Origin of the sequence: Actinomyces sp. Z5 (assembly GCF_003287795.1) — a bacterium.
In the GTDB taxonomy this organism is placed as follows: Bacteria; Actinomycetota; Actinomycetes; order Actinomycetales; family Actinomycetaceae; genus Actinomyces; species Actinomyces glycerinitolerans.
The window spans coordinates 95437-116432 of record NZ_QMIN01000109.1; the positions used below are offsets into that span (position 1 = coordinate 95437).

Consider the following 20996-nt stretch of genomic DNA (forward strand, 5'->3'; position numbering starts at 1 on the left):
CGTGAAGATTCTAATTGCCGGAGCCGGCTCGGTGGGCCGCTCGATCGCCCGCGAACTGATCAGCCACGGCCACCACGTCACCTTGATGGACCGTGCCCCCGACGCCATGCGCATCGCCTCCGTGCCGGAGGCGGACTGGCAGCTGGCGGACGCCTGTGACCCGGGTTCTCTGGCCGACGCGGGCGCCGGCGATTGCGACGTCGTCGTCTCCGCCACCGGGGATGACAAGGTCAACCTGGTGGTCTCCCTGCTGGCCAAGACCGAGTACGGGGTGCCGCGCACGGTCGCAAGGGTGAACAACCCGAAGAACGAGTGGCTGTTCGATGACACCTGGGGTGTGGACGTGGCGGTCTCCACCCCGCGCATTATGACGGCCCTGGTGGAGGAGGCGGTCAGCGTCGGCTCGTTGGTGCCGGTGTTCACCTTCCACCAGTCCGGCGCCATCATGCACGAGTTGACGCTGCCGGACGACTCCCCCGTCATCGGCGAGCTGGTCAGCGACGTTGAGCTGCCGCCGCACACGGTGCTGGCGGCGATCCTGCGCGATTACCGGCCGATCCGGCCGGGACGCGACGACCGCTTCGAGCGGGGCGACGAGCTGCTGTTCCTCACCGCCCGGGCGGGTGAGGCGGCGCTGAGCGAGGTGCCGGCCATCTTCACCACCATCGACGAGCCGGTGGCCGAGCCCGACGTCAACGCTGAGGGTGGGGCTGCGGAACTGGCCTGAGCGTCGGGTTGACGATCAGCCAGACGAACCACAGGGTCAGGGCGAACAGGGGCAGGCCGAGCAGGAGCCGGGCCACGCCGAGGGCGCCCACGGCCGCCTCACCGGCCAGGTATAGGGGCAGTTCCACCGCCAGGCGCAGGGCGAACATGGCCGCCAGGATGCCGGTGCCGACCGCGTAGCGGCGGCGCGCGTCGGCGGCGGCGGGCCGGGACTCGCCGGCGGCGGCGTGCCAGGCGTCCAGCAGCAGCCCGACCAGGGGGCGGCGCACCAGCAGCGAGCCGCCGGTGACCGCCAGCCAGCAGGCGTTGATGACCAGTCCGGTGGCGTAGAAGTTCGTGGCGCTGCCCGAGCGCCACGCCCACAGGGCGCTGATGACGGCCAGGGCGGCACCGCCGAGCACCTGGGTGAGCCTCTGGCGGGCGCACAGCCGGGCCACCAGGGCGACGGCGCTGACCGCCAGGGAGGCTAGCAGGGCCGGCGCGAGGGCGTGGGGGCGCGCGGCGAGTACGCAGACGAACACCAGGGTGGGGGCGGCGGATTCCAGGATGCCGCGCCAGCCGCCGACCGCGGCGGCGGCGTCGAAGCGGTCGGTGTCCAGGGCGCCGAGCCCGCTGCGGGTGGCCGGGTCGGTGTCGGGCCGCTCGCTCATGCGTCCTGCCCGAGGAGCTCGTACACGGGGTTGTAGATGCTGGGGCGGCTGTGGCCGGCCACCACCATGCCCTCGGCGCGCAGGTGGGTGCCCGGAGCGATACCGGCGATGGCGCGTCGACCGATCCAGATCAGATCCACCGAACCGGTGCCGTCGAACAGCCGGCCCACCAGCACGGGCTTGGCGGAGGCGGGCCGGTAGGTGACGGCGCGCAGCACGCCGGACACGCAGGCACGCCGACGGGGCGTCAGGTCCCTGATGAGAGTCGTGCCGCGCCGGGAGGCGGAGTCCTGCTCGTCGGCGGCGGCCAAGTCCTCGCGGCTGGCGCGTAGGGAGCGCACCCGGTCGGTCAGACGGCTTCTGAGCGAGCGGGCGGGTCGACTCACCGGACCTCCGCAATGGTCGGGCCGGGCTGCAGCGGATCCAGGCCCGGTAGATCCTCGGCTTCCGGCGCCTTCGTGACGCCGGGGGCGTGCAGGGGCAGGATCTCGCGTGGAGGCCGGGCGGCGCCGTCCCGCACCACGACGGTGTTGGCGAATACCTCGCGCAGGGGGCGGGCGGCGTCGGCGTCGGTGGCTGCGGGCCCCTGGAGGACGCCGCGCAGGAACCAGCGCGGCCCGTCCACGCCAATGAAGCGGGCGGCGACGGTGGCGGCCCGCCCCTCGGGGGTGCGCACGGGCACCTGGGCGAGGATCTCGGTGCCCCACTCGCCGTCGACCACCTCATAGGTGGCCTTCGCGCGGGACAGTTCGGCGGTGATGTCGGCGCGCAGCTCCTCCCAGATGCCGGCGGTGCGGGGGGCGGCGAAGGCGCGCAGCTCCAGGGTCGAGCCGCCCAGGATGAGGACCGCGGCGGATGCGTCCGCATCCCTACCGGCGCGCTCCATCCGGATCTGCATGCCGTCGACGGCGGGCACGCGCAGGGCGCCCAGGTCGATGCGGCCGGCGGGGGCGGAGTCGGCGGGAACGGCGTCGACATCCCAAGGTCCGGTGCCGGCCTCCACCGGCTCCTCCGGAACGGACTCCTCCTGGGCGGCTGCCTCGCCTCCGGCGTCGTGGTGACGGCGGGAGAACAGGCCCATCAGTACCTCCTATCAGCCGGCGCAGTCCGTGCACACGGGCAGGCCGGTCTTGTCATCGACGTAGGCGAGCGAACTGCGGTGGTGCACCAGGAAGCACTCCGAGCAGGTGAACTCGTCCTCCAGCTGGGGGACGACATGCACGCTCAATTCCTCCCGGGACAGGTCGGCTCCGGGAAGTTCAAAGCCCTCGGCGACTTCGTTCTCGTCCTCCTCAATCGCCTCCGAGGACTGGTCCTTCTGACGAGCCGTGAGCTCCTCGATGGAGTCCGCTTCGGGCTCGTCGTCGTTCTTGCGCGGGGCGTCGTAGTCGGTTGCCATAGCCTCGTCACTTTCTGTTGTGGACGGCTCTGCCTAGGGCTCCCGGGCAGCGTCGGGCTGCCGGGAACGGCTCCCGCTCAATGAACGTGCGCCGCCCCAGGGAGCCAGGGCACGCGCACCATAGCACCAGGCGGCGGCGGCGGGAACCGGCTGATCGGGCCAGCAGCAGCGGCTGTGGGCGAACAGGCGGCGGCTGGTGGATGCCACGCGGCCCCGCCTCCCGGACACGGGGCGGCTTAGATGGCACGCTGAGCCCTGTGCGGCCCGCCCGCCTCGGGCCGCGGGGGACTGTAAGGAGGCCCACGTAAATGATCGAACTCGAGCTGCTGGGCGCCAACGGCGACACCATCGTCATGACCGACGCACGCGGTGAGCGCTACAGCATCGTCGTCGACGACGCACTGCGGGCCGCGGTCAGACGCGCGCGCCCCGCGGCCACGGCCCCCACTCCGCCTCCGCCCTCCCCCGGCCAGACCGTCCGCCCCCGGGAGCTGCAGGCACTCATGCGCGCCGGCGCGAGTGCGGAGGAGGTCGCCTCCGCCACCGGACTGGACGTCGAGCACGTGCGCCGCTTCGAGGGGCCGGTCATCGCCGAACGCCTGTGGGCGGTGCAGCAGGCGCAGGCCTGCCGCATCGGCTGGGAGAAGGACTCCCCCGTGCTGGGCGAGCTGGCCGTGGACCGGCTGGCCACGCGCGGCGTCGAACCGGACAGCCTGGAGTGGGATGCGCTGCGCGAGGGACGCGAGCCATGGCAGATCATCCTTACCTTCGTGCAGGGCGCGCAGGCGAAGCGGGCGCGCTGGGAGCTGGACCTGACGGCCCGCTCCGTGTCGGCCCTGGACGACGAGGCCCGTTGGCTGACGGAGGCCGGAACCGGACGCCGACCGGCCGTCTTCGACCAGGACTCCGCCGCACCGGGCGCGGCCTCCCCGGCGTCGGCGCGTACCCCGGCCGCGGCCCCGGAGCCGCCGGCAGACTCCACCGAGGCGCTGCTGGCGGACCTGGCCTCCAACCGTGGCCGCCGAATCGAGACGCAGGCCCCCGAGGAGGATGACACCACCGCGGCGCAATCAGAGAGCCCGGCACCGGACACTCCCGCCCAGGGGCAGGCGCAGGTGGTCTCCATGTCGGAGCGGCGCCGCGCCCACACCGGCAACCATCCGGCGGGCAGCCGACTGCACGCCGCCCCCACGGCCCCCACTCCGAAGCAGGCGGAGTCCAGTGACGCCTCCGGTGACGCTGCCGCCACTCAGGACGCCCTCCCGGAGATGCCGGCGGCGCCCGCGCCCAAGCCCAAGCGGCGTTCCCGCCGGTCGGTGCCCTCCTGGGATGAGATCGTCTTCGGCGCCAAACCGGAGTAACCGTCCGCACTCCCCCAACAGGGGCGCGTGCCCGCCCCGGGCCTCCAGACTTCAGGCCCGAGCCAGCAGGAGCGGCACCGTCATTTCGGTGTCCGTAAGGGAGCCGTGCACGCCCGGCATGGCGATTGCGCTCTCGGAGTGGACGCGCGGGTCGACCACCACCCAGTTGTCGGCCATGGCCACCAGCACGTCCCCCAGGACGCTTTCGGCGCGCTCCCCCACCGGGCCCAGCAGGCCGGCGGCCTCCCGGCGAGTACCCACCCACGCGGCCCGCTCCCCCAGCACGCTGCGCCAGCGGTCGGCGACCGCCGCGGCCGCCTCCGGGTCGGAGTGCGGCACGTACAGCTGAGTGAAGCGCGGCTCCCCGGCGACCGCGACCACGTCACGAGCCAGGGCGGGGTGCGCGGTCAGGTCGAGGCGGTGCGCGGCGTCGGTGTCCACCATGCCGTGATCCGCGGTCAGCAGCACGCGGGTGCCCGTGGGCACGCGTCGCAGCAACTCCGCCATGGTGACGTCCAGTCGTTCGAGCTGACGCAGCCACTGTTGTGAGCGCCAGCCGTGGCGGTGGCCGGCATGATCGAGTTCGCCCACGTACAGGTACACCAGGGGCACGCCGCGCTCCAGGGCGCCGGCGGCGAGCGCGGGCCGGTCCTCCATGCGGTCGGCGCCCAGGTGCGCCGGGCCGCGCAGGGCCGCCTCGGTCAGCCCCGACCCGGCGAAACGAGCCGGGCCGATGGTGACGGCGAGCGAGGTGGGCCCGGCGGCGCGCGGGCCGGCGGCGAGGCGCTCGAACACGGTGGGCACGTCCTGCCAGCGGCGCGGGTCGGGGGCGGTGCCCTCCCAGGTGATCAGGCACAGGTTCTGGGCGGCGTCCGGGGTGGTGTCACCGGGCAGGTCGCGGCCCACGCGCGGGTTGAGCACGCTGTAGCCGACCATGCCGGTGACCCCGGGCAGCGCGCCGGTGCCCAAAGTGGTCAGTGCGGCGGCCGTGGTCGAGGGGGCACAGGTGCGGGCGACGCCCCCACCGGGGGTGGAATCGGCGTCGCCCAGCCAGGCACGCAGGGTGGGGGCGTGTCCGCGACGCTCCTGGAGCTGCCGCCAGCCGAGTCCGTCGACGAGGACGACGACGACCCCTGCGCGGGTGTCGGCGTCTGGATTGGCCAATCCCCAATCGGTGGCGGCGGACAGGGCCTCGGCGGCGGTGATCGCCCCCGGTGGTCCCGCCTGCAGCGTCAGCCCGGCGCCGACGGCGGCAGCGGCCAGTACCTGGCGCAGCTGTGGAGTGCTCATGCGTGTGCCGCCGCCCGGGCGGTGGCGGCGGACAGGACCCGGGCGAAGTGTTCGGCGCGGGCCAGGGCCTCGTCGCCCTCGACGCCGGCGGCCACACGCACCACGATGTCGTCGGGGACGGACACGCCGGTCAGGCCGTGGTCGGCCTGGCATTCGGGGTCACCGCAGGCGGCGGGCTCCAGGTCGATGCGGCGCACCGAGCCCCAGGCCAGGGCGAGGGTCATTTCCGTGAGCCGGCCCCCGCCGTTGGCCGGCTCGGACACGCCGCGAGTCAGGCCCACGGAGTTGATGCGGGAAACGGGCACGGCCTCGCTGGTGGCCAGGGCCCCGGGCAGGCCGTCCTCGCGGGGGGCGTCGTCCACATGGACGATAACCAGGCGGGTGGAGGTCAGGGCCAGAACGGTCAGGTGCCGGTGGACGGCGTCGTCGAACACGGTCTCGGCCTGCACCAGGTCCGCGAGGATCTCCTCTCCCGCGACGGCCGTGTTCAGGGTGCCGAGCACGAGTTCTGGGTAGTAGCCGGCGCGGGTGACTTCGTCGACCAACGACATCGGGGTGGGGGCCTCATCCCCGGGGCGAGCCTGTGCAGTCCACGTCATGGGGCAGATCATGCCATTGTTGCCGCCGCACCCGGGTGTCGTTGCCCCCTTGGCGAAGCCGCGGCGGGCCACAATGCGACTATGCCGAAGTCCGCCCCGCCGACGCCCCCGCCCACCGACCATCTCATCGTCGAGCAGGACCTGCCCACGGAGATGCGCACCTCCTTCCTGGAGTACGCCTACTCCGTCATCTACGCGCGCGCCCTGCCGGATGCCCGGGACGGGCTCAAGCCGGTACAGCGGCGCATCCTGTTCCAGATGGACCGGATGGGACTGCGCCCGGACCGGCCGCACGTGAAGTCCTCCCGCGTGGTCGGCGACGTCATGGGGCGGCTGCACCCGCACGGGGACGTGGCCATTTATGAGGCGCTGGTGCGGCTGGCGCAGCCCTTCACCATGCGACTGCCGCTGGTGGACGGGCACGGCAACTTCGGCTCCCTGGACGACGGCCCCGCCGCGCCCCGCTATACGGAGGCGCGGCTGGCCGCACCCGCCCTGTCGCTCACGGCGGACATCGACGAGGACACGGTCGATTTCGCCCCCAACTACGACTACACCCTCACCGAGCCGGAGGTGCTGCCGGCGGCCTTCCCGAACCTGCTGGTCAACGGCGCCTCCGGCATCGCGGTGGGCATGGCCACCAATATGCCGCCGCACAACCTCACCGAGGTGGTGGCGGCGGCCAGGCACCTGCTGGCGCATCCGGACGCCACCCTGGAGGAGCTGATGGCCTTCGTGCCGGGGCCGGATCTTCCGGCCGGCGGCATGATCGTGGGCCTGGACGGGATCCGGGAGGCCTACCGCACCGGCCGCGGCAAGTTCTCCACCCGCGCCACGGCCCGCATTGAGAACATCACCGCCCGCAAGAAGGGCATTGTGATCACCGAGCTGCCCTACCTGGTGGGGCCGGAGAAGGTGATCGCCCGCATCAAGGAGACGGTGTCCTCCAAGAAGCTGCAGGGCATCACCGATGTCGCGGACCTGACCGACCGCAAGCACGGCACCCGGCTGGTGATCGGGGTCAAGAACGGCTACAACCCCGAGGCGGTGCTGGCGCAGCTGTACCGGCACACGCCGCTGGAGGACTCCTTCGGCATCAACAACGTGTGCCTGGTGGACGGCCAGCCGCGCACGCTCGGCCTGCGGGAGCTGCTGGACGTATTCGTCCGCCACCGTTTGACGGTGGTGGAGCGGCGCACCCGGTTCCGCCTGGGCAAGCGACGCGAGCGCCAGCACCTGGTGGAGGGCCTGCTGATCGCGATCGTCGACATCGACGAGGTCATTCAGGTGATCCGCTCCAGCGAGGACGCGGCCACGGCCCGCCGGCGACTGATGCAGGTGTTCGACCTGTCCGAGCCGCAGGCCAACTACATCCTGGAGCTGCAGCTGCGGCGCCTGACCAAGTTCTCCGTGATCGAGCTGGAGAAGGAGCGCGACGAGCTGGCGGCCGAGATCGCCGAGCTGGAGGCGATTTTGAACGACGAGTCGCTGCTGCGTGACACCGTGTCCCGCGAGCTGGCGGCGGTGGCGGAGGAGTTCGGCACGCCGCGGCGCACCGTGCTGCTGGAGGCTGCGGGCACGGGCGCGGGGGCGCTGAACGGCGGCGTGGGCGCGCCCGGTGGTGCCGGTGGCGGCGCCTCGCAGGCGATGCGACAGGCCGCCGCGGTCAGCCTGATGGCAGGGGCCGGGGAGGTGCCGTTGACGGTGCCGGATGACCCGTGTCGGGTGCTGCTGTCTGCCACCGGGCTGGTGGCCCGTGTGGGTGGGGCGGAGCCGGTGCCGCGCTCGGGCGGGCGGCAGCGCCATGACGCCCTCGTCTCCCAGGTGGCGACGACGGCGCGCGGGCACGTCGGTGCGATCACCGATACGGGTCGGCTGGTGCGCATGGAGGTGTTGTCCACCCCGGAGGTGCCGCGCCTGGAGGGGGCGCCGTCTCTGGCCGGCGGGCAGCCCGCGCGGCTGCTGGCGGATGTCGAGCCGGACGAGCGGATCGTGGGCCTGGTGCCCGTCGGCTCCCCCGGAGATACGTCTGGCACCCCGATTGTGCTGGCCACCGCCGGCGGCGTGGTTAAGCGGGTGAAGCCGGGGAGCGAACCCAAGCACAGCGATGCCTGGGAGGTGATCGCACTGGCCGACGGCGACCGGGTGGTCTTCGCCGGGGCGGCCGCGGACTCCGACATGCTGGTGCTGGTGACTTCCGATGCCCGCCTGCTGCGCTTCGAGGCGGCCAAGGTGCGCCCGCAGGGGCGCGGTGCCGGCGGCATGGCGGGGGTGGCCCTGCACGAGGGTGCTCGCGTCGTCGCCGGAGCATCCGTGCCCGTCGACCTGCTGGCCGAGGCCGTGGTGGTCACAGTCGCGGACGGCGCGGGAGCGCTGCCTGGGACCGGTTCCGGCTCCGTGAAGGTCACTCCCCTGGACCGTTACCCGGCCAAGGGCCGGGCGACCGGGGGCGTGCGCGCGCAGCGTTTCCTGCGCGGCGAGGATCAGCTGGTACTCGCCTGGGTGGGGGTCGGTCCGGCGCGCGCCGTGGGCAGTGGCGGCCAGCCGGTCGACCTGCCGGACCCCGACGAGCGTCGGGACGCCTCCGGCACGCCACTGTCGGCGCCCATCGCCGGGATCGGCTGAGCGGCATCTCGACCTCCCGCCCCGTGCCGGGGCGATGCACGACCTAGGGCTGGCGGGTGTTGGTGTTCAGGGCCTGGATCTCAGCGACTGGGATCTCAACAGTGCTGGTAGTGGTCAGGGCACCCAGGTAACCCGAACGATCCGTAGTCGACTTCCACGACGCGCTGTACTGGACATCGACATTCATCGGGGTAGTGCCGCCCAGATGAGCGCTGGAACGGTCGAATACGATAACGCAGTCGGTGCCCTTAGCATCGTTAGCAGGAGTCCACGGAATCCCGAAGCCCGTGCAATCGGCCTCGGCGTCCTGCGCCGAAAGATCCAGCCCCGACGATGTAGCAATAACCGTCACGCTGGTCGAGCCCACCGCGGCAACAATCTCCACCCGCGTAGGTGTATCCGCCGTAGCCCACACCCAGGTATCAAAACCGACAACAGTCGCTTGGGACTCACCGATCGTAGGATTCCGGTCAATGCTAGGAGACGGAATGTCCGCGCTCACGCTCGTCCACACCGCAGACGCCAACGCGGCCGGATCTACCTCAGAGTCCGGAGGGTCCTCGCCCTCGGCCACCCACACGTGCCACGGGTGCTCTGCGTTGAACTCCCGTGCCGCCTCAACGTAAGCGTCTTGATCCGCAAAGGCCGACTCGTCGCAGTAGCGCGTCCACCAGCGCCCCGTGGTGTCGTCTACATAGTCCTCCCAGCCCGGGTACATGGCGGCCACCGCCCTGTTCGCCTTCTCATCGCCGAATCCGCCAATGAACTCGGCCGCTTCCGCGCCCGTACGGCCAGGCTTGTATCCGCAAGACGGCGCCACCGACGTCACCTGCGAAGTCGTGGTGGTTGGAACATCCACCGCCCCACCGCTGGCCATCGTGTACGTCACCGTCACCGACGCCTCCAGCGAAGCCCCGCCATCGGACGACTGCGTACCACCAACCGACACCGCGGGACCAGACTCGCTGTGACGCTCACCGACCGCATACGCGGCCGAAGCTGGGAGAGCGGCCGACAACACCATCAACATGACCAGCAGGGCTCTGAGTCCGGTATCCTTATTCACCGGTCCTCCCCCGTAGTGCACTCATCCCAGGACAACGCCGTCTCCTCATAAGCGAGCCATTCGCCCTCTGAACCAGGAGCCATTTGTGTGGAGTACTCCACCCGATTCTGCGTGGCGGGGTCGGTGATGTCGTTGCCGTCAGCGTCCACATCCGTCATCTCTGTACGATCTACACACGTGGTGATGTTTGCGAGTGTGCCGTCGTCGGTGACGGTCACCTCGCTGATTCCGACGCTGACCGGGGGGTTGGAGTGCTCGCCGTTCAGGTTCGAGTAGTTCTCATAGATCCGATCCAACAAGTCCCCGGTGGCGACCAGGGCGACGTCGTCAATGCCCTCCCCGGTGAACCAGACCCGCCAGGTGGCCTTGTCGTAGGCCACGTAGTCCGCCAGCACCTGCGCCTGCGCCTCGTCGAGATCCTCCGGGATCGACACCACGTAATAGCCCAGTTCCGCATCGGTCAGCGACTCCGCGCTCACCACACCGGCCGCGGAAGCAGACGCTTCGGCCGAGGCGGATGCCTCCGCTGCCGCCGCCGACGCAGCCGCATCCTCCGAGGCCATCGCCTCCGGATCAAAAGTCGGGATGTCCAGGCCGCCCTCGTCGGAGCCGGACGAGCATGCCATCAGGGACGCCCCCGCCAGCAGCACGGCCCCCACTACCGCGCCGGCCCGCTTACGCACACCAAACCTCATCAGGAACCTCCCAGGAACATCGCGCACGGGAAAATCACAATTTGACCATAGCAGCCATCGGAGTGCGCTACCAGACCCGATAGAACCTCAAACAAGACGGTTGCGTGAGCTGGCGCACACCCATCCTGCGTAACGACACGGTACAGTAACGGCAGCTTTGTTCCTCGAACCCTGCTGGGAGGCCATGCATGTGCGGCGACGCTGACAGCACCGATGGGGATCTTCAGAAGAACCTCTACCGGGACGCCATCGGGGACCACTCCTCGGATCTCAATGCGGCGATTGCCTTCTCCCTTACTCCGCCTAACGGCTTCGGTCATGTCTGTACGAAGGTGTGTCAAGACGTGGCAGCGGCCTGGGAGTGAGGCTCCGTCTGCCACGCAATGGTGGATATTTCCTGGCCCTGTTTGAGGAGGATGTGCGGTCATGACGTTGGTCAAGGTCAATATTGAGGATCTGCGTTCCGCGGCCACCTCTCTGTCCGGTCTTGCGGACAGTGTGGAGGACTTGTATGACACCAGCGCGTCGGAGGGACGCAGACTGTACCTGTCGACGTCGTCCCTGGCGGAGGTTCCTGGTTACGTGGAAAGCCTGCAAGACGAGTCGACCTTCCTGTCGGCGAAGGTCGACTGGATTGTGCTGATCAACTCCGACAGTGAGGGCAACCTGCCCGAGTCCGGGGAGGTGAGCTACGAGGTCGATGGCGAGGACCCGGACACCCTGGAGGAGATGGAGACCGCTCTTGGCGAGGCGATCGCGTCTCTCGGCACCGACATCGCTACCTCCGACTATGAGAAGGGCGATCCGCGCCTGGAGACCCTGAGCAAGTATCTGGACACGTGGGGCGGCAACCAGAACGTTAATGCTGCCCTGTTCAGCAGTCTGGGTCCCGATGGGACGCTGGCGCTGACCGAGGCGGTGGGTAACCATGTGGGCCTGGCCTACGGCGCCAGCGACTCCGAGAGCGAGATGGCCCAGAAGACACTCGCGCAGCTCAAGGAGGGACTCGAGATCGCTACCAAGCAGTGGGAGCCGGACTACGCCCAGCAGTTCGGTGCCGACCTGGTGGAGGCAGCAGCGTACCCGGATCCTGACTCCTCTTACTACCGGCTCGAGAACCGCAATGAGTCCCTAACCTACCTCCTGTACGACACCACCGCAGGCAATAAGTTCATCCTGGGTACGGCGGAGAAGATGGATGAGCTACAGCACGAGGCCGACGAACGCGGCATGCCGAGCCCATGGAACTGGGGTACGCCGTCACGCTTCCTCCCAGCAATGATCAACGAGGCGGACGAGGCCTGGGCCCTGGACATTCCCTCGATCATCATGCACGACCTGGGAGGCCACCCCTACGCTTCCTACGAGTTCTTCTCCGGCGACGATGGTCGGGTCGACTACTGGGCGGGCCAGTACGCCTATGACAGCGGTGATCTGTCCGGTATCGCTGCCGCCCTGGACTCCGCCTCGACCTCCCCGTACCTTATGAGAGCCCACAAGCAGGAAACGGCCAGCATTGCCGCGCGCGGCCTTGAGGCCCTCGCGGGCCGGGACGACTTCGGCGTCGAACGCAGCCAACGGGGAGTCGAGGGAGCCCAGTCACTTGAGCACATCCTTGAGACCTACATGGACTCCCTGGTCGACACTTATGCGGACTCACTTAGCAGACCCGGAGGAAGCGATCTGACCTACGACCTCACCACAGCAGCCGGCCAAACAATCGCCGACAGTCCCTGAGCGAGGAGACATTGGATGCGGTACTCGGAGTCGTCGGTCGCGACGGACAGGCCCTCATCGACCTGCGCACCGCCGTCAACAGCGCCGAACTCAAATCAGTGCCCCAAGGAACCACCCGTGACCAGCTTACTGTAATTGCAAATGACTGGGGCGCCACCGAGGGCGGCATAGCCAATGCCATTGGTACCGGCGCCATTGACGCGGAGAAATCAAACGATGAGTATGCGCAGGCCTGGATCGATCTGGCAGGCAAGCCCGCCTCCGAGCTAGCAGGCCTGATCAAAACCTTCGCCCCACCGGGAACCACCAAGGGTGCTGGCTGGGCCTCGGACGCCCTGATCAACCACCTCCAGCAAGAGGCAAGCAACACTTGGGCGAGCAATGCGGACGCAGAAACTGACAGGCAGGAAGTCATTGCTGACGAGGCTTACCGCTCCTACATGCGCAGGCTACTTTGGGCGGCTGATACCGCTGGCCTAAACGGATACCAAGATCCCAATTCCGGCCAAGAGCTGAACAGTGACAGCATCACCAGCGTTCAAGAGCCGGACGGCACCTACAGACTCATCACCCCGCAAGAATACGAACGTCTGAGCGACGAAGACAAGGCAACTGCGGACACCCAGCTGGAAAGCCTAGCGAAGAGCGCAGATGGAATGGGAACCGCTAGCGCCAACGTCAAGACCCACTTCGATCAGCAGTTCCAGGAACGCTACTCATGAGCCACACACATAGCTTTCGATCACTCTTGATTCTGGCGCTAGCGACAGGCATGTTAGCTGCATGCGGTCACGGTGGCACCGATCAGGAGGCGACCGCCACCCCGGAGCCAATCCCCGCCACCGCCCTGACACTCGCGGACATCCCCGGAGCAACCACACAGGCCGCCTACCACGGAATACGCATGGAAGTGCTCTGCAGAGGTATCGAAGAGGGCATTCGGAGTATTGCTCTGTCGTTAGAGCCGGACCACCCAGTCACCATCGGGTACGAAGTGGGCGATGCCACGGTTTATGAGACACTCACCCTCGGCCTGAACACTATATGGCCCAACGGGCGTTTCGCCGGTATTGCCAAGGATATTGCCGCTTGCGACGGCACTGAACTCACCACCCAGTACTGGCCCGAAGACATAATACAGTCCGGAGAGGGCGTCTTTCACGCCACTGCGGGTCTGCCGGACACCCTGGCGGGCTTCACCATCACCACGACCGGTGAGGATGGCGCCCAGCATCATATTGAGCGCATCTACGCCGCCGTCACCACCAACAACGGCGAGTACCCCGGCATCATCGTGCTGACCACCGTGTCCAACACCGACCAACCCGCAACACCAGCGCCCCTGGACCTGCTCGACGCCGCCCTCCAACGCGCCGATGCGACCCTGGACCCCACCGCCATCACCACCGACCTCGGCCCCCACACCACACCCCAACCCACCAACACCCCTTAGCGGCGAAGACAGCGCAGGAGCATTGAGGCACGATATGGTAACGGGTGCCGGCATCCAGTCCCGCCGGGACGGCACGCCAGTGTTGTGGACGCCAAACAGCTGCCAGTGATAGATGAAAGGTTGTCGTGACCGGTTCCACCGACACACCGAGCCACCACTCTCGACGCATATTTCTCCGTATGTCGCTCGCCGCCTTGCCGGTCGCGGCTTCGCTGGCCGCCTGCCATGACAAGCCAACCACCTCCGTGGATGCGATTCCACTGGATGGCTTCACCACCGCAGTCCTCCGACAGGAAGATGCCGACGAGCTCACCCTGGGCAAGCTGAGCAGTTTTCTGGAAACCTCGTGCGACGACTCCGATGCCCTCGCTGCCATGTTCAGTGGTCTGGGTGCCGATGGGACGCTGGCACTGACCGAGGCGGTGGGTGATCATGTGGGCCTGACCCACCGGGCCAGTGACGCCGAGAGCGAATTGGCCCGGAAGACATTGGGCCAGTTGAAACGATCCCTGGGAGCCGCGTCGAAGAAGTGGGAACTGGGCTATGCCCGGCGGTTCGGCGCCGACCTGGTCGAGGCGGCGGCGTACCCGGACCCCGCCTCCCTCTACTACCAGCTCGGCAACCGCAACGAGTCCCTGGCATATCTCCTCTACGACGCCAGTGGAGCCAACGACGAGCTCATCCTCGGCGCAGCCGACAAGATGGACCGAATCCAACGGCAGGCGGCAGCAGCGGGGTACCCACACGATTGGGCGTGGAACGGCCGACCACGCTTCCTTCCGGGCATGGTCGAGGAGGCCGACGAGGATTGGGCCCACGACATCCCCACGATCATCATGCATGACCTGGGTGCCCACGGCCGCGCCTCCTACAAGTTCTTCACCGGCGACGATGGCCGCGTTGAGTACTGGGTCGGTGAGCACGTCTACGACGGCGACCTGTCCGGCATCGCCGCAGCCCTGGACTCCGCCTCAACCACAACCGACTTCATGACGATCGATCGTCAGGCGTGCGCGAACGTTGCCGCATTCGGCATCGAAGCCATGGCGCGCCGGAAGGACTTCGGCGTCAAGCGCGTCAAGCACGGCAAGCGCGGTGTTGAAGGTGCACAGTCCCTCGAACACATCCTTGAGGCCTACATGGATTCCCTGATCGTCTCTTACGCCACCGGGGGTTGGGAATACCCCGGCACCTACACCCTCACCACAGCAACCGGCCAAAAGATCCCGAACAGCCCCTGGTTCAACCGCATGAGCCTAGACGTGATTCTAGGGGTTATCGGCCGCGACGGCCGAGCTATGATCCACCTGCGCACCGCTGTCAACAACGCGGAGCTCAACTCACTACCGCCAGGCAGCGACGAAGAAGACCTGACGATCTTTGCCGACTATTGGGCCGAGGTTGAAGGCGGTACTACAAATGCCATCGGTACGGGAGGTATCCGGGGAGCGGCAAATCCGGACTACCGGTTCGCTCAGGCGTGGACTGATTTGGCTAACAAGCCCGCCTCCGAGCTCGCCGAGCTCGCCCAACAATGTGTCTCCGACGCCTTTGACGATGCAGCCGTGTGTGACTCAAGCACGCTGATTGACCTGCTGAAGGACGACACCAGCCTCTGGCGGAACGGTGACGACAATACCGACGAGAAACGGCGAGCCATCAGAAATGCAGCCTACTCCTCCTACATGCGCCGCATGCTCTGGGCCGCCGACGCCGCGGGCCTCAACGGCTACCAAGACCCCGACTCAGGCCACACTCTCGACAGTTATTCCACTGCCACCGTCCAAGATCCTGACGGCACCTACCGACTAATTACACCGCAAGAATACGAACATTTGAGCGACGAGGAGAAAAAGAGAGCGAACACCGAACTAGAGATGCTGGCCGACACCCCGGGATGCATGGGTGATGCCGTCGGCGAAGTGAAGAACAGTTTTGATCAGCAATTCCAGGAACGCTACCCATGAGACGCGCGCGTAGTCTTCGATCGTTCTTGCCGCTGGTCCTGGCGTCCTTCCTCCTTGCTGGTTGCGGTCACGGTGGCGCCGGTCAGGAGGCGACCGCCACGCCGGAGCCCATCCCCGCCACAGCTCTGACGCTCGCAGACGTCCCCGGAGCAACCAGCCAGGCCGCCTACCCCGGAAAACGTGTGGAAGTACTCTGCGGGGGCATCGAGCCCAGTGTTCACGGTCTCGTTCTACTGTCTGACCCCGATCACGCGGTCACCGTCGAGTATGAAGTGGGCGACGCCACGGTGTATGAGACTCTCGCCCTCGCCCTGACCACTACAAGGCCCAACGGAAGCTTCGCGAGCATAGCCGAGGACATTGCCGCTTGCGATGGCACCAAAGAGGAGACCCAGTTCTGGTCCGTGGGTCCACCCGAATCCGAGACCGGTGCCTTCCACGCCACTGAGGGCCTGCCGGACACCCTGGCAGGTTTCACCATCACCACCACCGGTGAGGATGGCGCCCAGCACCATATTGAGCGCATCTACGCCGCCGTCACCACCAACAACGGCCAAGAGCCCGGCATCATCGTCCTGACCACCGTATCCAACACCAACCAACCCGGCGCACCCGCGCCCCTAGACCTACTGGACGCCGCCCTCCAACGCGCCGACGCCACCCTCGACCCCACCGCCATCACCACCGACCTCGGCCCCCACACCACCCCACACCCCACCAACACCCCTTAGCATCAGGCGGCCCAGGGCCTAGCCCGCGCTGCCGCCGCTGGGCACTTGTGCCCAGGCCCAAGTGCCCGATCTGACCAGGATGCCGCGCCCCAACGGAACGGGTTGCCCCACGGAACGGGGCAGGCGGGCGGACAAGACCTCGCCGTCCTGCGAAGAGCGCGGAGCCAGGATGAGCCCGGTCCGGTTCCGCTTAATCAGAGTCATCAGGCCCCGGTACATGCCTGTCAGCTCGTCCACGCCACTGGCCACCAGCACGCCACCGCTCTGGTCACGGCATGCCTTGACGTGCTCCTCAAACACTTTCACCAGGGCATGATCATTGCCCAGCACGTCGTAGTCATCCACCACGACGAGGGTCTGCGTGCCGTGGACCTGCAATAGCTTCCGCAGGTCGTCGGCCTTGGCCGAACTGTCCAGCACTCCAACGACCCGGGGGTGGTTTCGGAATTCGCTCACCGGCGACCGGCGGGCGAGTACGAGGATCACCGGGGCGCCGCCGTCCAGCGCGGTTCGAAGCCCGAAGCACAGGGCCGTCGACTTGCCCGAGCGCCGCGGCCCCGTCACCAGCACGCCGTTGCCGACCTCGTCCATGCGTAGCGGAAGCATGGACAGCGTGTCGCCGCCCACCGCGAGCGCGAATTCGCCCGGAGTCGGCCGCGGCCCCAGCGCCAGCGCATCGGCGGTCGTAATAGCCAGCGGCAACTCGTCCACGCGCGCGGGCCGACGGGCCGCCGGAATCTTCCCCCAGCGCTGCTTGGCCTCCTCGCCCTCCCGGTGCACCGCGGCAACCTGAGCAGTACCGGCTGCGTCGGCGTCGAGCAACGCGAGTTGTACCTCCCGCACGCTAGTCCCGCTGCGGAAGGCGCGTCCAGGAGGCATGGACTGGGGCACGTCACGGCTGCGCATGCCGACTAGTTCGAAGTCCTCCGCGGCGGGCATGCGCAGCACGATCCGATCCTCGAGCATCATGCCCATGCGCCCCCTGAAGGTGCCGCGGTCGCCGGAGATGACGACGCGCAGCCCGGCGGCGGGCCCCTCCCGCAGCAGCGTCTCCATCCGATCCAGGAGCAGCCCGTTGTCAACCTGTTCGAAGGCCGCCTTGAAGCCGTCCCAGCGATCCAGTAGCAGCAACAGGTAGGGCATGCGCTCCGAGGGCGTGACCGCGGCTCGTTGCTCGGTGATCGAAGCAAATCCGGCGACGGCGAGCGCCTGCTGGCGGCGGCTGACCTCCTTACTCAGGAGGTCGGTGAGCCGACGCAACCGTTCGGGCTGGTCGCGGGTGACCACTGCGCCGGTGTGTGGCAGGGAGACCAGCGGCAACAGCGCTCCGGTACCGGCGTCGATGCCGTACATGTGCAGGTCTTCGGGCGAGGCGGTGCGCGCGGCCGCTACGGCGAGTGCACGCAGCAGCGACGAACGACCGGATCGCGCCGCCCCCGCTACGCCGAGGTGCCCGGCCCGCGTGTAGTCCCAGCTCATCACCCGCTGAGCCTGCTCGGAGGGGATGTCTTCCAGTCCGAGGATCAGCGGGGGCAGCAAGCCCCGCGCCCTCAGCTCGGCCTCGGCTTCTGGAGTGGCCGTCTCGTCATCACTCGTCTGCGTGGCATCCGCACCCGAGGTCTCGGCGTCCTGTCGTTCCTCCAACTGGTCGAGGGTCACGTTCTCGGGCAGAGGGGCCAGCCACGGGCTGTGCGGGGTGGGCCGCCCGGTTTCCTCGTGGGCCCGGTTCATGGCGTCTACGAGCGTGGCCAGATCGGTGGGGATCGAGACGTCCTCCTCCAGCTGGGGCGCGGCCGCCTCGGGACGGGACATCTCCGCCAAAGTCAGGGCGCTGGTGCGCAGCGCCGCCTGCGGCAGGGCGCCGCGGGGGCGCCCACCTACCCGTGCGGCCTGGAACTGCCGTAGGCTGGCGTGCCCCAGCCGGGCATATGCGCGTCCGGGGATGGACGGCGGGATCTGCGCGGAGGCCGCCGATTCGATGACGTCGTCGGAATCGGCCTCGTCGGTCACGCGCAGGGCGATGCGCAGGTTGGTGTTGGACTTGATCTCGGCGGAGACCACGCCGGCGGGCCGCTGCGTGGCCAGGACCAGGTGCACACCCAGGGAGCGTCCCCGGCGCGCGATATCCACCAGACCGGTGACGAAGTCGGGCAGCTCCGCCACGAGCGCGGCGAACTCATCGATGATGATCATGAGCCGTGGCATGGGCTCGTCCCCGGGCTTCATGGCCGCCACATAGTCTTCTATGTCCTTGGCGTCGGCGCGTGCCAGCTGCAGTTCGCGCCGGCGTAATTCGGCACCGAGCGATTCCAGTGCCCGGGCCGTAAGGTGCCCATCGAGGTCGGTGACCATGCCCACGGTGTGCGGCAGCCGGGAGCAGTCCTTGAAGGCAGCACCGCCCTTGTAATCGATCAGTACGAAGGTCATGTCATCGGGCGAGTTGCCTACGCACAGGGAGGCGATCAGGGTTTGCAGCAGCTCGGACTTACCCGAGCCGGTGGTGCCGGCCACCAGTGCGTGCGGCCCGTCGGCGCGGATGTCCACGGCGAACAATCCCTCCGCATCTTCTCCGATGATGGCTCGGGTGGTACGCCCCACCCGCTGCCATGCCTCCAGCACACTCTGGCCGTTGGGTTCGGGCATGCCGACCACGTCCAAGAATCTGGAGCTGGTGGGGATCGAGCCTTCCGCGGCGGCCGCGGACACATCACGGATCGGGGCCAAGGCCCGGGCCACCCGCTCACACCACCCTGCGGGCACGAGATCCAAGTTGACCTGCTCAATCTCATCGCGGTCGGTCTCTGCGAGAGTCACCGGGCCCGGCCCGGTGGCGACCACGGCGCGGCATTCCTCCGGTAGGGCTGTCCGATCCGTATCCAGGCACAGCAGGTGAATGCCGTGCTGGGGGCCCTCGCGCAGAATGCGCACCATGCCGGGAGCCAGGCGCAGTGCCCGCGCCCCGTCCAGCACCACCAGGATGCGGCCGGGGCGTCCACTGATCCCTTCCGCCGGGCCGGACTCAATGGTCTCAAGCAGTTCGTTGATGCGTCGGGTGACGGTCTCCTCGTCGAGTCCTACGCGCGCCCTGGCCCCGACACCCTCCGGGGTGCGCAGGTGCGGCAGCCAACGCGCCCAGTCCCACTCGGACCGGCCCGGATCCTGCCGTCCCGGGTCGGTCAGGATGACCAGGTCCAGCTCGGCCGGGGAGTGCAGCACGGATGCCTGGGCCACCAGCCATGCGGCCACCCGGTGCCGCTTCTCTCCGGCAACGCCTACGGCGCCGAGCCGCCCGAGTCCAAGCGTCACCGGGACGTCTGGGACGGTCCAGCGCAGCGGCTCCTCGTATGAGGCGCGGATGGGGTCCTGAAGGACAACCTCGCTGGGCACGTCCGCGGTGCCCAGGCGCAGGTCCAGCCAGTCCGGGTCGCTGGGGCGGCGCTCCCACAGCCCCGAACGGGGGCCGGTGGCTCGCAGCAGGACCTCCGCCGGGTCCGGAGAGTCAAGGCGGCGCAGGCCGCGTTCCTCCAGTAGGGCCCGGTGGGCGGCGGACTCGGTCGCGGCCTTCTGCTGGCGGTAGCGCCGCACTTCGTCACGGTAGACGCGCTTGCGGCTGGAGCGGCCCTGCATGCGGTTGGCCAGCATCATGAGCGGGGACAGCAGCACGAACAACAGCGTCGTCGTCCGGTGGGTCATCAGGTACAGGCCGCCGCCCATCACCAGTGGCGACAGGAGCAGCGCGAACGGAAATGGCGGTTTGCGGGGCTGCTGGGGCTCACGCGGCAGGGTGAATACCCGTTCCCGCGTGGGGCGGGCCAGGCGCGGGGGCCGGTTGAAGTCGATGGTGGGCTCGCCCGGAGTTGGAGTGGCTACCGCGTCCGCGGTTGGCACCGGGCCGATGACCAGCTGGCTGTGCCCGACGGACAGCACCGCTCCGTCCTCCCAGACGGTGTCGGGTTGCAGCGCACGGCGATCCAGTTCCAGGAAGCTGCGGGGGGCGTCGGGCTGCTGTTCCTCCAGAGTATTGACGGTCTCCGCGTCGGTCTCGTCCTTCTTCCGGCTTCTCCGCCTTCCGCGCCGGCGCTCGAGGACAGGCTCCCGTTTCAGTCCCAGGACCAGCGGCCCCGGCAAGGCGTGCTTCCGCAGTGGGGCGGGTTCCATGAGCCGGTCAACAGCCTCGTCCCGCGGGCTGAGCACGGCGCGGCCGCCGGAGAATACGACAAGGTCAACCAGGGCACCGGCCTCCTGCTCCTCCAGGCGGACGTCGGCATCGGCACCCCCGATCGTGTAGCGCCCCAGCCCAAGACGGTGCACCGCGCCCGCGCCCGGGCCGGAGACGACCCGCAGTTCGACGACGCCGTCGGGCTCGTCGTCATCGGGCAGGTTGGCGGGACCGCCCAGGCCGAGCACCATGCCGTCGTGCACGGCCCCCTCCCCCAGCCTGGCCCCCGGGTCCAATCGGGTGGAGCCGGTCCACAGGGAGGGGGACGGACGGCGTGGCTCGCGCACATCGTCCTGACGCGCAACCACGAGTTTGAGCGGCTGCTCCGGAAGCTCTCCGCCGGGCGTGCCGACCAGCGCGTGATCGAGCGCGTCGGCAAGCTCCCTGACCGTTGATTCCGGTTGGGCGGTGACGATCAGGTCGCGGGGCTGTCGCCCGTCGGCGGCGGTGGGGTGGACACTGAGCAGTACGCGCATGA

The 20996-nt window shown here is 68.6% G+C and carries 19 protein-coding genes; 10 read left to right on the forward strand and 9 right to left on the reverse strand.

Annotated features, from left to right (window positions below):
- Position 1 precedes the first annotated feature (1 nt).
- Complete coding sequence (locus DRB06_RS14595) at positions 2-727, forward strand: TrkA family potassium uptake protein (RefSeq protein ID WP_083565900.1); 726 nt, start codon at positions 2-4, stop codon at positions 725-727.
- Here the strand turns inward: DRB06_RS14595 and DRB06_RS14600 are convergent.
- Genes DRB06_RS14600 through DRB06_RS14615 form a run of 4 tightly spaced genes read right to left on the reverse strand, consistent with a single transcriptional unit; the run spans position 693 to position 2775 of the window.
- Positions 693-1376: a DUF3159 domain-containing protein gene (locus DRB06_RS14600; RefSeq protein ID WP_111820338.1), complete on the reverse strand. Its 684-nt coding sequence runs from the start codon at positions 1374-1376 to the stop codon at positions 693-695. The two genes, DRB06_RS14595 and DRB06_RS14600, sit on opposite strands and share 35 nt — an antisense overlap.
- Complete coding sequence (locus DRB06_RS14605; protein ID WP_210580714.1) at positions 1373-1762, reverse strand: OB-fold nucleic acid binding domain-containing protein; 390 nt, start codon at positions 1760-1762, stop codon at positions 1373-1375. The genes DRB06_RS14600 and DRB06_RS14605 overlap by 4 nt, the downstream gene beginning before the upstream one ends.
- Entirely contained in the window at positions 1759-2457 is a 699-nt protein-coding gene (locus DRB06_RS14610) for a DUF3710 domain-containing protein (protein WP_073332604.1), read from the reverse strand. Before DRB06_RS14610 ends, DRB06_RS14605 begins: the two co-directional genes overlap by 4 nt.
- Before the next feature lie 12 nt (positions 2458-2469).
- Entirely contained in the window at positions 2470-2775 is a 306-nt protein-coding gene (locus tag DRB06_RS14615; RefSeq protein ID WP_073332607.1) for a DUF4193 domain-containing protein, read from the reverse strand.
- A gap of 308 nt (positions 2776-3083) precedes the next feature.
- Between DRB06_RS14615 and sepH the strand changes: the two genes are divergently transcribed.
- The gene (gene sepH / locus DRB06_RS14620) at positions 3084-4136 is read left to right on the forward strand and encodes a septation protein SepH (protein WP_073332610.1); all 1053 of its coding nucleotides are present in this window, start codon (positions 3084-3086) and stop codon (positions 4134-4136) included.
- Between the two features lie 51 nt (positions 4137-4187).
- Here sepH and DRB06_RS14625 read toward each other — a convergent pair whose 3' ends face one another.
- Positions 4188-5426 (reverse strand): alkaline phosphatase family protein, encoded by a 1239-nt coding sequence (locus tag DRB06_RS14625; protein ID WP_111820339.1) that lies wholly within the window; start codon positions 5424-5426, stop codon positions 4188-4190.
- The gene (locus DRB06_RS14630; protein WP_073332615.1) at positions 5423-6025 is read right to left on the reverse strand and encodes a DUF5998 family protein; all 603 of its coding nucleotides are present in this window, start codon (positions 6023-6025) and stop codon (positions 5423-5425) included. Before DRB06_RS14630 ends, DRB06_RS14625 begins: the two co-directional genes overlap by 4 nt.
- Before the next feature lie 81 nt (positions 6026-6106).
- On the opposite strand from DRB06_RS14630, the gene DRB06_RS14635 reads away from it, so the two are divergent.
- Entirely contained in the window at positions 6107-8650 is a 2544-nt protein-coding gene (locus DRB06_RS14635; RefSeq protein WP_111820340.1) for a DNA topoisomerase (ATP-hydrolyzing) subunit A, read from the forward strand.
- A gap of 43 nt (positions 8651-8693) precedes the next feature.
- Here the strand turns inward: DRB06_RS14635 and DRB06_RS14640 are convergent, their stop codons facing one another.
- On the reverse strand, positions 8694-9377 hold the full coding sequence (locus DRB06_RS14640; protein WP_181575283.1) for a hypothetical protein: 684 nt from the start codon (positions 9375-9377) through the stop codon (positions 8694-8696).
- A gap of 34 nt (positions 9378-9411) precedes the next feature.
- Between DRB06_RS14640 and DRB06_RS16285 the strand changes: the two genes are divergently transcribed.
- Positions 9412-9621 (forward strand): hypothetical protein, encoded by a 210-nt coding sequence (locus DRB06_RS16285; protein WP_181575284.1) that lies wholly within the window; start codon positions 9412-9414, stop codon positions 9619-9621.
- A 91-nt stretch (positions 9622-9712) separates the two neighbouring features.
- On the opposite strand, the gene DRB06_RS14645 is transcribed toward DRB06_RS16285, so the two are convergent.
- Positions 9713-10399: a hypothetical protein gene (locus tag DRB06_RS14645; protein WP_111820342.1), complete on the reverse strand. Its 687-nt coding sequence runs from the start codon at positions 10397-10399 to the stop codon at positions 9713-9715.
- Positions 10400-10599: 200 nt separating this feature from the next.
- Here DRB06_RS14645 and DRB06_RS16290 point away from each other — a divergent pair, with 200 nt between their 5' ends.
- From DRB06_RS16290 to DRB06_RS14670, 6 genes are all read left to right on the forward strand, one after another.
- Complete coding sequence (locus DRB06_RS16290) at positions 10600-10776, forward strand: hypothetical protein (protein WP_159097655.1); 177 nt, start codon at positions 10600-10602, stop codon at positions 10774-10776.
- A 61-nt stretch (positions 10777-10837) separates the two neighbouring features.
- On the forward strand, positions 10838-12148 hold the full coding sequence (locus tag DRB06_RS14650) for a hypothetical protein (RefSeq protein ID WP_111820343.1): 1311 nt from the start codon (positions 10838-10840) through the stop codon (positions 12146-12148).
- An 11-nt stretch (positions 12149-12159) separates the two neighbouring features.
- Positions 12160-12870: a hypothetical protein gene (locus tag DRB06_RS14655; RefSeq protein WP_111820344.1), complete on the forward strand. Its 711-nt coding sequence runs from the start codon at positions 12160-12162 to the stop codon at positions 12868-12870.
- A gap of 50 nt (positions 12871-12920) precedes the next feature.
- Positions 12921-13601, forward strand: a complete 681-nt coding sequence (locus tag DRB06_RS14660) for a hypothetical protein (RefSeq protein ID WP_146750911.1) — start codon at positions 12921-12923, stop codon at positions 13599-13601.
- A gap of 179 nt (positions 13602-13780) precedes the next feature.
- The gene (locus tag DRB06_RS14665; RefSeq protein ID WP_111820346.1) at positions 13781-15568 is read left to right on the forward strand and encodes a hypothetical protein; all 1788 of its coding nucleotides are present in this window, start codon (positions 13781-13783) and stop codon (positions 15566-15568) included.
- The gene (locus DRB06_RS14670; protein WP_146750912.1) at positions 15565-16299 is read left to right on the forward strand and encodes a hypothetical protein; all 735 of its coding nucleotides are present in this window, start codon (positions 15565-15567) and stop codon (positions 16297-16299) included. Before DRB06_RS14665 ends, DRB06_RS14670 begins: the two co-directional genes overlap by 4 nt.
- Before the next feature lie 18 nt (positions 16300-16317).
- Here the strand turns inward: DRB06_RS14670 and DRB06_RS14675 are convergent, their stop codons facing one another.
- Positions 16318-20994 carry an FtsK/SpoIIIE domain-containing protein gene (locus DRB06_RS14675; RefSeq protein ID WP_111820348.1) on the reverse strand — a complete coding sequence of 1559 codons (4677 nt, stop codon included), beginning with the start codon at positions 20992-20994 and terminating at the stop codon, positions 16318-16320.
- Positions 20995-20996: the final 2 nt, after the last annotated feature.